The organism is Weissella confusa, assembly GCF_004766315.1.
GTDB lineage: Bacteria > Bacillota > Bacilli > Lactobacillales > Lactobacillaceae > Weissella > Weissella confusa_A.
This window is the reverse complement of sequence record NZ_PVSN01000056.1, coordinates 1-16,315: the sequence shown is the minus strand read 5'-3', so window position 1 is coordinate 16,315 and position 16,315 is coordinate 1. Positions and strand designations below refer to the sequence as shown.

Below are 16,315 nucleotides of genomic sequence, written 5' to 3'. Positions count from 1 at the left end.
TACACCTTTACCCCTTGTAGCACTAAGCGGTAAAACCGCTAAGTGCTACTGCCACATATTTACGTCATGAAATGCCCGTGCTATAGTATTTTCAACAACAAATAACCTTTTAAATTTTTAGTCCCGTGAGGCTACAAAGGGTTGCGTTGATTAGGGGTACAGGGGAAATTCAACACTCGCATGGGGAAGGACTACCACCAGACTAATCAGAAGCACAGCCTCGTGAATCACTGGATTCACGAGGCTTTTTTATTGCAGAAAAGGAGTGGCACATGCGGCATTTTGTTAACTTGAACGATTTACCAACCGAGACGATTATGACTTTGATTGCAGATGCGTTGGCTTATAAGAACGGATCAAAGGGTGTTGAACAGTCAAATCGATTGGTCGCCAATCTTTTTTTGAAAATTCAACGCGCACACATTCGAGCTTCCAAGTTGCCGAAACGAACCTAGGTTGGCACCAGGTCATGATTGACCCACAGACCAGCTCAACTCAAAAAGGTGAGAGCTTGAGCGATACGCTTAAGACGCTGGGAGCCATCGGGGTAAGCGTTGTGGTGCTGCGCCACAAGATCAATGACTGGTATGCGCCACTGATTAAGGAAGCAACACCTTACATGCCACAGCTTGTTAACGCTGGTGACGGTAACGGCCAACACCCATCACAAAGCCTGTTGGATTTGGTCACTATCTATGAAGAGTTTGGTAAGTTCGAAGGATTGAAGGTCCGCATTGTTGGTGACTTATCACACTCACGCGTGGCTCGTTCGAATGCTGAAATTTTGCAACGACTAGGCGCAACGGTTTCATTTGCTGGTCCGGAAGACTGGTACCCAGCAGATTTTGACCAGTTCGGCACGTATACGACGTTTGATGATGATTTAGCCGACTTGGATGTCGTGATGTTGCTACGTGTGCAACACGAACGCATTGCAACCGTTGAGAATGCAGACTTTTCACCAATTACGTACCACTTTGAATACGGTTTGACAGAAGAACGCTATAACACATTGAAGGATTCAGCAATCGTGATGCACCCAGCACCAGTTAACCGCGGGGTAGAAATTGCGGATCAATTGGTTGAGGCAAGTAAGTCACGTATCTTCCAACAAATGACAAACGGTGTCTATGCCCGCATGGCGATTTTGAACGCTTTAACTGAGGAGAAATAACATGGCAAGTTTGCTAATTAAGAATGCACAAGTTGTGTCACATGATGATGAATTGATTAACCAAGACGTATTGGTTGTGGATGGTAAGATTGCAGCGATTGACGTGGTTTTGGATGCACAAGCTGACCGCGTGATTGATGCAAAGGGCACTTTGCTAACGCCAGGTTTGGTTGACATTCACGTGCACTTCCGTGAGCCAGGGTTTGAATATAAGGAAACAATTGCAACTGGGTCAAAGGCCTCAGCGCGTGGCGGATTTACGACAGTAGCAGCAATGCCAAACTTGAATCCAGTACCAGCAACGGTTTCGGCGTTCCAACAAGTCCAAGCTAAGAATGCGAGTGATGGTGTTGTGCACATTGAACAATATGCTGCGATTTCGGAAGGCTTGACCTCAGATGATGTGAGCGACATTCAAGCGTTGGCCGATGCCGGTGCGGTTGCCTTCACGAATGATGGTAAGGGCGTTCAAACCGCAGCCACAATGCTAACGGCAATGAAGGCGGCTGCATCTGTTAACCGTCCATTGGTGGCGCACTTGGAAGATGAATCTTTGATGAACGGTGGGGTGATGAACCTTGGCAAGCGTTCTGAAGAACTTGGTCTACCCGGGATTGACCCATTGGCTGAATCATCACAACTAGCGCGTGACTTGGTATTAGCCAAGGCTGCTGGGGTGCATTACCACGTCGCTCACTTGTCAACGAAGGAATCAGTTGCCTTGGTACGTATGGGAAAGCAAATGGGCGTGAAGGTGACAGCGGAAGTTTCACCACACCACTTGTTGTTGGATGAAAACGATATTAATGGTGACAACGCCTTGTTTAAGATGAACCCACCGCTACGTGCGCCAGAAGATCGCGCTGCTGTAATCGCAGGATTGCTAGACGGCACGATTGATATGGTTGCGACTGACCATGCGCCACACAGCGTCGAAGAAAAGGAACGTTCATTTGTTGAGGCTGCGTTTGGTATTACTGGCATTGAAACGAGTTTCCAATTGCTATACACGCACTTGGTTAAGCCAGGAATTGCGAGCTTGGAACAGCTACTAAACTGGATGGTGTCGCAACCGGCCAAGGTGTTCAATTTGCCAGCGCCAACGACACTAGCTGTCGGCGAAATCGCGGACTTGGCGCTGTTTGATTTAGAGACGGCCCACACAATTACGGCAGATGAATTTGTATCAAAGGGTGTGAATACACCATTTATCGGGAAAACAATTTACGGACAAACAGTGTTGACGGTAGTTGCCGGCGACGTTGTCTATGAAGCATAAGGGGAAGAACATGAAGCGCTATCTGGTTTTGGAAAATGGTTCAGTGTATGCCGGCGAAGGGGTCGGATCATTGAAGCCAGTTATTGGAGAATTGGTTTTTAACACAGGCATGTCAGGCTACCAAGAATCAATTACTGACTTGTCTTATCACGGTCAAATTTTGACGTTTACGTACCCATTGATTGGTAATTACGGGATTAACCGTGATGATTTTGAATCATTGAAGCCCGCTGCATCGGCGATTGTCACGCACGAAATTGCGCGTCGCCCATCGAACTGGCGTTCACAAATGTCAATTGCGGAATGGGCCGAAGCGATGGATTTGCCAGGCTTGACGGGTATTGATACGCGTGCTTTGACGAAGGAACTCCGTGATTACGGTGTTATGAAGGCGACGATTGTTGACGAAGTAACGGAGACAACGGTTGCTGACTTGCAAGCAACGCAACTTTCAAACCAACAAGTTGCCGAAGTAACGACGAAGACAACTTATGTGAATCCAACAGAAGGTGTCTCAATTGCGATGATTGATTTTGGCTTGAAGAATTCAATTCTACGTGCGTTGTCTAAGCGTGGTGTGAATGTCATGGTATTCCCGGCTGACGTTGATGCGAAGACAATCTTGGATATGAATCCGGATGGTGTGTTGCTTTCAAACGGACCTGGTGATCCTGAATCAGTTGAAGGTGTCTTAGATGTCATTCGTACGTTGCAAGACCGCTTGCCATTGATGGGAATTTGCTTGGGTCACCAACTATTCTCACTCGCTAACGGGGCAGAAACGTACAAGTTGAAGTTTGGTCACCATGGCTTTAACCACGCGGTGCGCAACTTTACGAACGGTCGCGTTGACTTCACGTCACAAAATCACGGATACGCTGTTTCAGCTGAATCAATTGTTGGAACGAACCTTGAAATCACACACGAAGAAATTAACGACCACACCGTTGAAGGCGTTCGTTTGAAGAACCACCCAGCATTCTTAGTGCAATTCCACCCAGATGCTGCGCCTGGTCCACACGATGCTGAATACTTGTTTGACCAATTTTTGGATATGATTGCTGAAGAGAAGAAGGGGGCGGCACATGCCTAAGCGCGAGGACATTAAGAAGGTTTTGGTTATCGGTTCAGGACCAATTGTCATTGGACAAGCGGCTGAATTTGATTACTCAGGTACGCAAGCGGCGATGTCATTGAAAGAAGAAGGTTATGAAGTAGTTTTGGTTAACTCAAACCCAGCTACAATCATGACTGACACTGAGATGGCAGATAAGGTTTACATCGAGCCGTTGTCATTGGAATTCTTGGAACGCATTTTGCGCAAGGAACGTCCTGACGCCATCGTGCCAACGCTGGGTGGTCAAACCGGTTTGAATATGGCCAAGGATTTATCTGAAGCAGGCATCTTGGACGAGTTGAACATCGAACTTTTGGGAACGAAGCTATCAGCCATTCAAGAGGCTGAAGATCGCGAAGAGTTTAAGGACTTGATGGATCGCTTAAATGAGCCGGTGCCCGAATCAACGATTGCGACGACAGTTGAAGAAGCGGTGGCGTTTGCCGACGAGCACGGTTACCCAGTGATCGTGCGTCCAGCCTACACGCTAGGTGGAACTGGTGGTGGTATCGCCAACGACCACGCACAATTGGTTGAAATTTCAGCGAACGGTTTGGAATTGTCACCGGTTACGCAAGTGTTGATTGAGCGTTCAATCGCCGGTTTCAAGGAAATTGAATTCGAAGTGATGCGTGATGCCGCTGACAACGCCTTGATTGTGGCTTCGATGGAAAACTTTGATCCAGTTGGGATTCACACAGGTGATTCAATCGTGGTTGCGCCGGTACAAACGTTGGCTGACCGCGAGTTACAAATGATGCGTGATGCGGCCTTGAAGATTATCCGTGCCTTGAAGATTGAGGGTGGGGTTAACATCCAAATGGCCTTGGATCCTGAGTCATTTAAGTACTACATTATCGAAGTTAACCCACGTGTATCTCGTTCATCTGCTTTGGCGTCAAAGGCAACGGGTTATCCAATTGCCAAGATGGCAGCCAAGATTGCGGTGGGATTGACGTTGGATGAAATCATTAACCCAGTAACGGGTACGACAATGGCTGAGTTCGAGCCAGCTTTGGACTACGTTATCGTTAAGATTCCACGCTGGCCATTCGATAAGTTTGCGACAGCTGACCGTCATTTGGGAACGCAAATGAAGGCAACTGGTGAGGTGATGGCCATCGGTCGTAACATCGAGGAAGCTATGAACAAGGCCGTTCGTTCACTAGAAATTGGTGCGACAGGCTTGAGCGACATTACGTTTGATAACACGACGGATGCGGATTTGCTAGATGCGTTGATGCCAGCACGTGATGATCGTTTGTTCATGATTGCAGATTTGTTCCGCCGCGGTGTGTCAATTGATGATGGCCACAACCGCACGAAGATTGATTATTTCTTCTTGGATAAGGTATTGCACTTGGTCGAGCTAGAACAAGCGTTGAAGCAAAACGTTGGGGATGCTGACACACTTGAATTGGCCAAGCGTAACGGGTTTGCAGATAAGACGATTGCTGGATTCTGGGGCAAGACAGTCGCTGAAGTGCGCGCAATGCGCCAAGCAATGGGGCTCCAACCGGTCTACAAGATGGTTGATACGGTGGCGGCTGAGTTTGAATCACAAACGCCGTACTACTACTCAACTTATGAACAGCAAAATGAGTCAGTTGTGACGGATAAGGAAAGCGTCCTTGTATTGAGGTCTGGACCAATCCGTATCGGACAAGGTGTTGAATTCGATTATGCGACGGTGCATGCGGTGAAGGCGATCCAAGCCGCGGGCTACGAAGCCATTATCATGAATTCAAATCCTGAAACGGTATCAACTGATTTCTCAGTTTCAGATAAGTTGTACTTCGAACCATTGACGTTGGAAGATGTGATGAACGTTATCGAGCTAGAGCAACCAAAGGGTGTTGTCGTGCAATTCGGTGGTCAAACGGCGATTAACCTGGCCGCACCACTTGCTGAACATGGTGTGCAAATTTTGGGAACGACGGTTGCGGACCTAGACCGCGCTGAAGATCGTGAAGAGTTTGACCAAGTGATTAAGCAACTTGGTTTGCCACAACCAGTTGGTAAGACGGCAACAACTGTGGCTGGCACATTGGCTGCAGCGGATGAAGTTGGTTATCCAGTCCTAGTACGTCCATCATACGTTTTGGGTGGCCGCGCCATGGAAATTGTGACGAACCCAGACGAATTGACGGATTACATGGGACGTGCCGTGCAAGTCTCAAATGATCACCCGGTTTTGATTGACTCATATTTGATGGGTTCAGAAGCGGAAGTCGATGTTTTGTCAGACGGTGAAACGGTGATTATTCCTGGTGTCATGGAACACATTGGGCGTGCTGGTGTGCACTCAGGTGACTCAATGTCAGTTTATCCAGCTCAAACGCTTTCACAAAAGGTGAAGGATGAGATGGTGGCTGCGTCAATCGACTTGGCTAAGGCAATGAACACGGTCGGCTTGATGAACGTCCAATTTGTTATTCATGAGGATACGGCATACGTTATTGAAGTTAATCTACGTGCCTCACGTACAGTGCCATTCATTTCAAAGGTGACGCACTTGAAGTTGGCGCAATTGGCAACGCGCGTCATGCTAGGAGAGCGATTGGCTGACATGGGCTTTGAAACGGGTGTCATTCCTGAGCCAAAGACAGTTCACGTGAAGGCACCAATCTTCTCATTCACGAAGTTGCCAGATGTTGACTCATTGCTTGGACCAGAAATGAAGTCAACTGGTGAAGTCATGGGATCGGATTCAACTTTCGAAAAGGCGTTGTATAAGGCATTCGTGGCATCAAATGTTAAGGTGCCAACATTTGGTAACGTGCTGTTCACGGTCGCTGACGAAGACAAGGGTGAAACCTTGGCCTTGGCACGTCGCTTCGATGACCTTGGTTTCCAACTGGTTGCTACGGCTGGAACGGGCGCATTCTTCGCGCAGAACGGTTTGCGTGTTGAGGTGTTGGATAAGATTAGCGAAACTGATAACAATGCTGTGACGGCAATGCGTGAAGGTAAGCTACAAATCGTTGTGAACACCACGCGTCAAGACGGAACGACGATGTCAGATGGTCGTTTGATTCGTAACGCAGCCATTGAAAATGCGGTGCCATTGTTCACGGCATTCGATACGGTGGCGGCCTTGTTGAGCGTTTTGGAATCACAATCATTCGCTGTTACGCCAATGGCCTAACAGATAAAAAATACCCGGCTACGGCTGGGATACATATAGGAAAGAGGGAGAATTTATCATGACTGAAGATCGATTTGCAGTACAACTACCAGGTTTGGATTTGAAGAACCCATTCATGCCGTCATCAGGTTCCTTTTATTACGGACTTGACCACATGAAGGATTTTGATTTGAACAAGATGGGTGCGTTGGTTTTGAAGACAACAACGGTTGATGAACGTCGTGGTAACCCGCAACCTTGGATTATCAATACACAAGCCGGCATCATGAATTCAGTTGGGTTGGCTAATCCAGGGATGGATAAGGTAGCAACTGAAATTCTGCCTGAGTTGGAAACGCAATTGCCAGACTTGCCAGTGATGATTTCAATCGCTGGTGAGTCAGTGGCTGAATATCGTACCTTGGCAAAGGTCTTTGATAAGTTCGATTACATTAAGGCATTGGAGCTTAACTCGTCATGCCCAAACGTTGATAAGGGTGGCATGGAATTCGGAGTTGATCCAGATAGCGTGGCTGAGGTTGTTGCTGCGGCTCGTGAAGTGACGGATAAGCCACTTTACGCCAAGCTATCACCAAATGTTACTGACATTAAGCCAATTGTAAAAGCTGTCGAAACCGCGGGTGCTGATGGACTAGTGCTGATTAACACAGTGGTGGGAATGAGTTTGGACATTGCATCACACCAAGTCCGTCTTTACCGTGGTACGGGTGGCCTCTCAGGCGCATCAGTTCACCCAATTGCCGTCCGCATGGTGTGGGAAGCAGCATCAGTTGTTGATATTCCAATCATTGGCGTTGGTGGTATCCGTTCAATGGACGATGCGCTAGAGTTGATGTTAGCTGGTGCATCTGCCGTGCAAGTTGGGGCAATGAATGCCGAGGACCCACTCTTCATCAGCAAGCTTGTTGATGAACTGCCAGCAGCCTTAGACAAATATAACTTTGCGTCAGTTCGGGAGATTCCGACGGTGCTACAAAAGTTCCCAGCACCTTTAACGGCATGGGAAGCTAATCACCCAGGAGACAATTAACCGATGACAAAGCCAGTATTTATTGCCTTAGATTTTCCAGACGCCCAAACAATGTGGACGTTCTTGGATCGATTCCCAGCGAATGTCCGTCCAGCGGTTAAAGTGGGGATGGAGTTGTTCTACCGTGAGGGACCAGCCTTGGTTACCGCTTTGAAGGAACAAGGCTTCACCGTCTTTCTTGATTTGAAGCTCTATGACATTCCTAACACAGTGCAACAGGCGGCGAAAAATGTTGCCCGCCTGGGGGTGGATTATTTGACGGTTCACGCAGCTGGTGGTGTGCGTATGCTACAAGCGGCTAAGAACGGTGCGCAAGAAGGGGCCGACGCGGCTGGCGTGATGGCGCCCAAGTTGTTGGCCATCACACAACTGACCTCATTTTCGGAGGAAGAAATGCAGACAACCCAACTTGTGACGGTTTCAATGCGTGACTCAGTTATCCACTTGGCCCAACTAGCGGCCGAAGCTGGTGTCGCAGGAACGATTTCATCGGCGTTCGAATCAGCAGATATTCATGCGAACACGCCAGCTGGCTTCTTATCAATTACGCCGGGTATCAGACTTGCTGGGGATGCGGTTGGTGATCAAAGCCGTGTTGTCACACCAGCACGAGCTGCCGAAATGGGTGCCGATGGTATTGTGGTTGGCCGTTCAATTACGCAGGCAACGGACCCAGTTGCTGCATATCAACTTATTGAAACAGAATTTAACGCTTAAGACGGAGAAAACTTATGACAGATTACAAAACGGCAGTTGCCCAAGCCTTGTTGGATATCGAGGCCATTAAGCTACAACCAAATGATCCCTTCACGTGGGCATCAGGTTTGAAGAGTCCAATTTATACGGATAACCGTAAGACAATCGCTTTCCCAAAGGTGCGCAAGTTGATTGCGAAGGGATTGGCTAATTTGATTAAGCATGAGTACCCAGAAGTTGAAGTTATCGGTGGCGTTGCCACAGCTGGCATTCCGCACGCAGCCTGGGTGGCAGCCGAATTAGAATTGCCAATGATTTATGTCCGTTCAAAGCCCAAGGACCACGGTGCTGGTAAGCAAATCGAAGGTGAGCTAACGGCTGGCCAAAAGGTTGTGCTTATCGATGATTTGATTTCAACGGGTGGATCAGTTTTGGGTGCCGTTGAAGCAACTCGTCGTGAAGGTGGAGATGTATTGGGCGTTGTCTCGATTTTCTCATACGAACTACCAGCGGCTGATGAAAACTTCGCAGCAGCTGAGACACCATTTGCTTCATTGACGACTTACTCAGCTTTGATCGATGCAGCGATTGCGTCAGGTCAAGTAGATGATGCTGATCTGGAGACCCTACAAGCCTGGCGCCAAGACCCAAAGGCATGGGGTGAAGCGCGCGGATAATGGATAGATAAGCACCCGGAAAAAACTTTTTGAATTTTCGAGTGTTTATATTTGTAACCGCTTACAAGATGCGTTATTATAAACATGTACCAAAGGAAGAAAGGTAGATGATAACTTTGGGAGAAACAATTATTTCAACCACAGTAGTGCCATCATCTACCGCAATCCATGCGGGCGTGTCACAGTAATGACGCAAGATAACAACACGTATCATTTTTAAGAGATAAAACACGGTAGTCATGATTTGATATCTCTTGCGATCATTAGCATCGGTTACTTCGACGACGGACGATAATCCAGTGATGGATGTAAGCTTGTTCAGAGATCGGAGGCCGCTCCCGACACGGTTTGATGAAATAGTTCAAATAGCTTGGTTGCGGTAGAGATGAGACTATAGATTTGGTTGTGACCATACCTTAGCGACAGACGACTAAAGCTGCAGATTAGTTCTCTAAGGTGGTCCCTTTACAATTGAATACAGGGTGGCGGAGTAGCGCTTCCCTAGCTATGTGTCGCAAATCATAGCTAAAGTTACCGCGGGCCAACGTGCCGGCGGTTTTTTGCGCGAAAATTTCAGAAGATAAAGTAGACTAGGAATGTCGGAGGTTTAGACCTCCGACGTGACCAAGTCGCCCTTATCAGGTGCGTCTTTGGTCTTGCGCCTGACTAAAGTCAGGGGGTAGACCAACAGCTGCTGTGATAAAAATTCACAAAGCCATCACGACTACCTATCCCAAAACCGGATGATTGTTGGTAGAATGTAAGATGAGACAAATTGTGAAAGGTGACAAATCATGAATATCGGACTATTCACGGATACCTATTTCCCGCAGGTTTCCGGGGTCGCAACATCGATTCAAACGTTGCGACGTCAATTGGAAGCTAACGGACATAAGGTTTATATTTTTACGTCTACCGATCCGAAGGTAAAAAAGGGGACGCTTGAACCGAATATCTATCGTTTTGCAAGTTTGCCATTCGTTGGATTTAAGGATCGACGCATTACATATCGTGGTGCGATTCAGGCCGTACAATTAGCTAAAAAACTACAACTTGATATCGTACACACACAAACTGAGTTTTCGCTCGGCGTAATGGGAAAGTTTGTTGCACGTCAATTGAAGATTCCAGTTGTACATACGTTCCACACGAATTATGAAGACTACTTGCACTACATTGCTAACGGTAAGATTATTCGCCCAGGTAGTGTGGCTGTGATTGCCCGCAACTTTATGGCAGGTATGACCGGTATTATTTCGCCATCACGTCAGACATACGATACGTTGATGAAGTATAAGGTGAAGGCGCCGATTGAGATTATTCCAACCGGTGTTAATGTGCTTCACTCGCCGGCAGAAGACACGAGTGTTGCCCTACGTGAAAAATTAGGTCTTAAGCCAGAGACACCAGTGGTATTATCATTGGGACGCGTTGCTTTTGAAAAGAACCTTGATGATGCGCTATCAGTATTTGCTGAAGCTTTGGAAGAGGTGCCGGATGCGATGTTTGTCATCGTTGGGGGTGGCCCAGCAATGTCAGCTTTGCAAGAGCACGTTTCAGCATTAGAGATTGACGACCATGTTATTTTTACTGGAGAGGTCAATCACAACGATGTCTACGGTTACTATAAGATGGGGGATGTCTTTGTTTCAGCCTCAGTTTCTGAAACGCAAGGTCTAACCTTCATTGAAGCAATGACCGCTGATACACCAGTTGTTGCTATTCACAGTCCATATCTTGATACCATCGTGACTGATGAAAACATTGGAACGTTGGTTGATGATAGTTTTGGACTAATTGAGCCGATGGTCATGTATCTTAAGGCTAAGGCGACGGGTGAGACGATTGGCAATCCTGAGACGCGGGCAGCTGTGTTGCATGAGATTGACGAACGAACATTTGGTAAACATGTTATTGATTTCTATGCAGAAGCGTTGGCTGTTTATCACGAAGAGGAGGATACGGAAGCTGCCGAAGCAAACGATGTGGAGTACTCAAAGACATTCCTGCTTCGGAATCCATTCCGACGAGATGATTAATGATTAGAATTACGATGTTTTCTTCAGCTGAAACGGTGCCTGGTCAAGGTGTTGGATCAGCTTATCGTGAGTTGATAAATTTGTTGACAGCGCGGTTTAAAGATAAGTTTCAGGTGCGCATTAATAGTTTGGTACCGGCTGATATCAGTCACTACCACACGATTGATTTTTGGTTCTATTTGAACACGTTCTTGCCTGGCCGTGGCCGTCGCATTGGCTATGTGCACTTTCTTCCCGAGACGCTAGAGGGGTCGATTAATCTTCACTGGCCGGTTAAGAATATTTTTTATTGGTATGTGATGGCGTTTTATAAGCGCATGGATCACATTGTTGTCGTTAACCCAACGTTCATCGATAAACTGGTGGCGTTAGGGGTTAAGCGTGAAAAAGTCACGTACATTCCAAACTTTGTCACGAAGACGCAATTCCATCCGCTGCCAGATGATCAAAAGGTGGCACTACGAAAGCAATTTGGGATTGACCAAGATGCGTTTGTTGTCTTGGGGGTTGGTCAAATTCAAGAGCGTAAAGGTATCTGGGATTTCATTGCCATGGCAAAAGATAACCCCGACTGGACGTTTGTTTGGGTTGGTGGGTTCTCATTTGGGTCAATCACTGCTGGTTACGACGAGCTAAAAAAGGTTTTGGCAAATCCACCAGCTAACCTAAAATTCCCAGGAATTGTTGATCGTGCAGTTATCAACGGTTATTACAATGCGGCAGATGTTTTCCTATTGCCAAGTTATACGGAGTTGTTCCCGATGTCTGCTTTAGAGGCATTTAGCACGGGAACGCCAACGGTCTTGCGTGATTTGGACTTGTACCGCGCTATTATCGATGGCTACTACCTCGCGGGTTCAGACCGTGAAGCAATGCAAGCGCAATTAACAGCGTTGCATGACCAACCTGAACTACGTGAACAACTGTCAAAGCAAGCGTTGGCTGCGTCTGAGCGTTACTCTGCTGATTATGTAGCAGGTATTTGGGAGCAATTCTATACCGAGCAAGCGAGCTTGAAAAACAAGGGGTAAGTCAATGACGAGACGGAATGGCATTGTTTTTACCATTATGATGCTAATTGGTTTGGGGATTTTTTACTGGTCTTTCCGTAAGATCAGTTGGACGCAATTTGCATCGGAAGTTAAAAACGCGAATTGGTGGTGGCTGATTGTTGCGGTTGGCGCGATGGTCGTCTATCTGTTGTTAGAAGCGGTTGTGATTAAAATATTTGTTGACGATGCTCATGAAAAGCTGAGTTGGCGTGATGCTATTCGAGTACCCTTGGTTGAACAATTAGGGAATGGTATTACACCGTTCGCTACTGGTGGGCAACCTATGCAAATGATTACCCTTGCACAAGCGGGCATTGATCCTGGGCGTGCGGGTTCGATTTTGTTAATGAAGTTTGTGGTTTATCAAGGCATGATTGTCGTTAATTTTTTGATGGCCTTAACAATTGGTTACCACTACATTGCCGACAAACTACATGCGTGGGCAATTTTGGTTTTAATTGGTTTTGTGATTCATTTAGCAGTGATTGTGGGACTTTTGTTGGTAATGTACTGGCCGACATTGACGCGCACGATGGTTTTGCTAGTGTTTAAACCAATCAGCTGGTTCCGACCAGCGTTAGTTGAAAAGTGGAAGGGCGTTGTTGACGAGAAGATTGATAATTTTCATCGTGAAAGTGTCCGCATGAGTCATGATTGGCCAGCACTGGTCAAAGCGATTGTGATCACGTTCTTCCAGATGGCGTTTTACTACTTAATCCCGTACTTCATTTTGTTGGGATTAGGGGTATCGCCAATTAATGTTGTTTTGGTGACGGCATTACACGTGCTAATTGTGATGGTAATTTCGTTGTTCCCAATCCCGGGTGGGACTGGTGGAGCGGAAGCAGGCTTTGCAGTCTTGTTCTCACAGTTCTTGCCATCTGCATCTGTATTGCTATTCGCCATGATGATTTGGCGTTTGATTACCTACTACCTGGGGATGTTTGCAGGTATCGTTGCCTTTAATCTGAATGCAGCGAAGAGAAGGAAATAAACATGAGTCGAGAAAGTGATTTGGTACAGATTGCACAACGCATTCGTGCCATGATGATTGACGATCGTGAAGAAATCCAAACCCGCCATTTTGACGCGTTTGGGGTGACGGTGGTGACAGTAGTCTACGACCGTCCATCAAAGGTCTTTGCGGTTGAAGGTCTACGTGATAATAATCGGCGCTTTGCATTTGACGATGCCGATTTAGTCGCGATTGATATTTATGAGGCGCTACAAGACTTTAAGGAAACCTTTTAAATAGTTGCCCACATGCGCGATTATTTAAGACGATTTTATGTTTCTTTAATGGAAGAGCGGTATACTGAATATTGTAATTTTTAAGGTCAAATGGACCTAGAGAGAAAATGGAGCGTAATAAAATGCAACGAGTAGTTTCAGTCATCAAGAAATGGTGGCCAGACTTCAACTCAACTGTAGGCTTCTTTATGCTATCGGTCTTCTTGGTATGGTTGAAGACGTATTGGGCATATAAGACTAACTTTTCACTGGGTGTACAAGGAACGTTACAAGAGTTCTTGTTGTTCTTGAACCCAATTCCAACGGCAATTATTTTGCTCGGAATTGCGTTGTACTTCCGTGGACGTATCGCTTACTGGTTGATGTTGCTAATTAACCTTGTGCAATCAATTTGGCTATTCGCCAATATGTTGTACTACCGTGAGTTCTCTGATTTCTTGTCATTGAACATCATGGGGTCTGGTGGGTCAGTTGAAAATAACTTGGGTAAGTCAATTGCGGGAATTATTCACGTATCTGACTTCCTGGTCTTTGTTGATATTATTGTCTTGATCGTCCTTTTGCTAACGAAGGTTATTAAGGTCGATAAGACGGCGGCCCAAAAGCGCTTTGCTGCTTTGGTGACTGTATTCGGTGTTTTGTTGATGTTTGTTGGTTATGGTATTGCTTCTAAGGACCGTTCAGGACTTTTGACGCGTACGTTTGATAACAACTACATCGTTAAGTATCTTGGTTTGAATGAGTATGCAGCATATAACATTTTCAAGACGAAGCAGACTGCGGATGTTAAGAAAGAAGCTAAGGCATCAGACCTTGATAAGATTAAGAAGTTTGTTGATGGTAACAAGACGTTGGAAAACTCTGTTTACTTCGGTAAGGAGAAGGGTAAGAACGTTATTATGTTCCACTTGGAGTCATTCCAACAATTCTTGATTGATTACAAAGTAAATGACGTTGAAGTAACGCCAAACTTGAATGCGTTCTATCACGATCAAAATACATTGGCCTTTGATAACTTCTATAACGAAGTTGGTCAAGGTAAGACGGCCGATGCCGAAACAATGTTGGAGACGGGATTGTTTGGTACCGCTTCTGGTTCAGCAATGGTTAACTACGGTACATCTAATACGTACCAAGCCGTGCCAGCTATTTTGGACCAGAAGGGTTACACGACGGCCGCCTTCCACGGTGACGTTGCCTCATTCTGGAACCGTGATAACACGTATAAGTCTTGGGGATATGATTACTTCTTTAGTAAGCCATACTTCAAGGATGCGGATAACGCGAACTACAACATTGGTTATGGTATGAAGGATAAGATTTTCTTGCAGGATTCTGCTAAGTATCTTGAGCAACTGCCACAACCATTCTATTCAAAGATTATTACAGTGACGAACCACTATCCATATGACTTGGATAAGCAAAATATTTCAATTGAGAAGACGACGACTGGCGACAAGACTGTTGATGGTTATGTGCAAACGGCACGTTATCTTGATCAAGCCTTCGGTGAATTCTTAGCCTGGATGAAGAAGTCAGGTTTGTACGATAACTCAATGATTGTTTTGTACGGTGACCACTATGGTATTTCAGAGAACCACCCAGCAGCGATTGCAAAGTTGATGGGGAAGAGTTCTGTTAACTCATACGACTTGGCGAACTGGCAAAAGGTACCATTCATTGTGCACGCACCTGGTTTGCAAGGCGGTATTAACCACACGTATGGTGGTGAAATCGATGTGATGCCAACAATTTTGCACTTGCTTGGTGTTTCAACGTCAGATAATGTGCAATTTGGTCAAGATTTGTTAGCACCTAACTGCAAGCAAGTTGTGCCATTCCGTAACGGTGACTGGGTATCCGCTGAATACATGAAGTATGGTGGTAATTACTACGTTACAACGACTGGTACAAAGATTAAGCCAAAGGAAGATCCACGTACTAAGCAAATTATCGATGAGACGCAAGCATACGTAGATAAGATGCTAACGTACTCAGATGATGTGCAAACAGGTGACTTGCTACGCTTCTACACACCAGACGGATTCAAGAAGGTCAATAAGAAGGACTACTCATATAAGAAGGCCGATGGACTTGCTCTCTTGAAGAAGATGGATAAGCAAAGCGATACGACTTTGATTGATCAGCACAACCACACGTCTACAATGAGTGACTATGTGACGGATGCGCCTGAATTAGGTGGACAACCACAAACAATTCAACAAGCTGTTTCAAGTAGTGAATCTTCAAGTGAAGAAACACCAACTGACGACGCAGCACAACAATAGTACGAAAGCACTTCAGCACTTGCTGAGGTGCTTTTTTGCATCTCTGGATTGTTCGGAAAAATTCGATATAACAAAGTAGTTGACGAACGTTCGTGGATGGGGTATATTATTTAAGCACTCAAATGAGCGGTACAAAATGTATTCGATCAATGGGTTGTGATTCATAAAAAGAAGTTGAAATTGGTTGTTGACAATCGGTTAAGTCTTCTGTAATATATATTAAGTCGCTTCGGGGTATTTGATACTTATGAACGACATATGAAAATTGATTGAAATTAGTTGTTGACATTTCATTCTTTCTTCTGTAATATGTATTAAGTCGTCAAGGCGACGACGTAGGTCATTGAAAACTGAATATCGTTTCGATGAAACAAATGTGTAGGGTCATCAAGCTAAGCTTGATGCAAAAACATTTGCGAAGTCAATTCGCTAGTAAATTCGTTTAACTTCTGTTAAACAACAAAAATTGAGTTATACTCAAACTTCAAATTGAGAGTTTGATCCTGGCTCAGGATGAACGCTGGCGGCGTGCCTAATACATGCAAGTCGAACGCTTTGTGGTTC

General features: G+C 45.8%; 11 protein-coding genes, 1 rRNA gene and 1 pseudogene. All 13 read left to right on the top strand.

The genetic code is table 11. The annotated features are described in order from the left end of the window. Positions 1–272: 272 nt before the first annotated feature. Positions 273–1,174: pseudogene (locus C6P11_RS08125) on the top strand (aspartate carbamoyltransferase catalytic subunit). Position 1,175: 1 nt separating this feature from the next. Beyond that, complete coding sequence (locus tag C6P11_RS08120) at positions 1,176–2,453, top strand: dihydroorotase (RefSeq protein ID WP_135520201.1); 1,278 nt, start codon at positions 1,176–1,178, stop codon at positions 2,451–2,453. A gap of 10 nt (positions 2,454–2,463) precedes the next feature. After that, on the top strand, positions 2,464–3,546 hold the full coding sequence (locus C6P11_RS08115) for a carbamoyl phosphate synthase small subunit (protein WP_135520199.1): 1,083 nt from the start codon (positions 2,464–2,466) through the stop codon (positions 3,544–3,546). Further along, entirely contained in the window at positions 3,539–6,718 is a 3,180-nt protein-coding gene (gene carB / locus C6P11_RS08110) for a carbamoyl-phosphate synthase large subunit (RefSeq protein ID WP_135520196.1), read from the top strand. Before C6P11_RS08115 ends, carB begins: the two co-directional genes overlap by 8 nt. A gap of 58 nt (positions 6,719–6,776) precedes the next feature. Next, positions 6,777–7,748: a dihydroorotate dehydrogenase gene (locus C6P11_RS08105; protein ID WP_135520194.1), complete on the top strand. Its 972-nt coding sequence runs from the start codon at positions 6,777–6,779 to the stop codon at positions 7,746–7,748. 3 nt (positions 7,749–7,751) lie between these two features. After that, positions 7,752–8,465: an orotidine-5'-phosphate decarboxylase gene (pyrF, locus tag C6P11_RS08100; protein ID WP_135520192.1), complete on the top strand. Its 714-nt coding sequence runs from the start codon at positions 7,752–7,754 to the stop codon at positions 8,463–8,465. Between the two features lie 14 nt (positions 8,466–8,479). Then, entirely contained in the window at positions 8,480–9,121 is a 642-nt protein-coding gene (gene pyrE, locus C6P11_RS08095; protein WP_135520190.1) for an orotate phosphoribosyltransferase, read from the top strand. Between the two features lie 794 nt (positions 9,122–9,915). Beyond that, positions 9,916–11,160 (top strand): glycosyltransferase, encoded by a 1,245-nt coding sequence (locus C6P11_RS08090; RefSeq protein WP_135520188.1) that lies wholly within the window; start codon positions 9,916–9,918, stop codon positions 11,158–11,160. Further along, positions 11,160–12,191 (top strand): glycosyltransferase family 4 protein, encoded by a 1,032-nt coding sequence (locus tag C6P11_RS08085; protein ID WP_135520186.1) that lies wholly within the window; start codon positions 11,160–11,162, stop codon positions 12,189–12,191. Before C6P11_RS08090 ends, C6P11_RS08085 begins: the two co-directional genes overlap by 1 nt. A gap of 4 nt (positions 12,192–12,195) precedes the next feature. After that, a complete protein-coding gene (locus C6P11_RS08080; RefSeq protein ID WP_135520184.1) occupies positions 12,196–13,206 on the top strand; it encodes a lysylphosphatidylglycerol synthase transmembrane domain-containing protein in 1,011 nt (336 codons plus the stop codon). Between the two features lie 2 nt (positions 13,207–13,208). Further along, entirely contained in the window at positions 13,209–13,463 is a 255-nt protein-coding gene (locus tag C6P11_RS08075) for a DUF1797 family protein (RefSeq protein ID WP_135520182.1), read from the top strand. A gap of 122 nt (positions 13,464–13,585) precedes the next feature. Next, positions 13,586–15,751 (top strand): LTA synthase family protein, encoded by a 2,166-nt coding sequence (locus tag C6P11_RS08070; protein WP_135520180.1) that lies wholly within the window; start codon positions 13,586–13,588, stop codon positions 15,749–15,751. Positions 15,752–16,236: 485 nt separating this feature from the next. Beyond that, positions 16,237–16,315, top strand: a 16S ribosomal RNA gene (locus C6P11_RS11095); the annotation flags it as partial.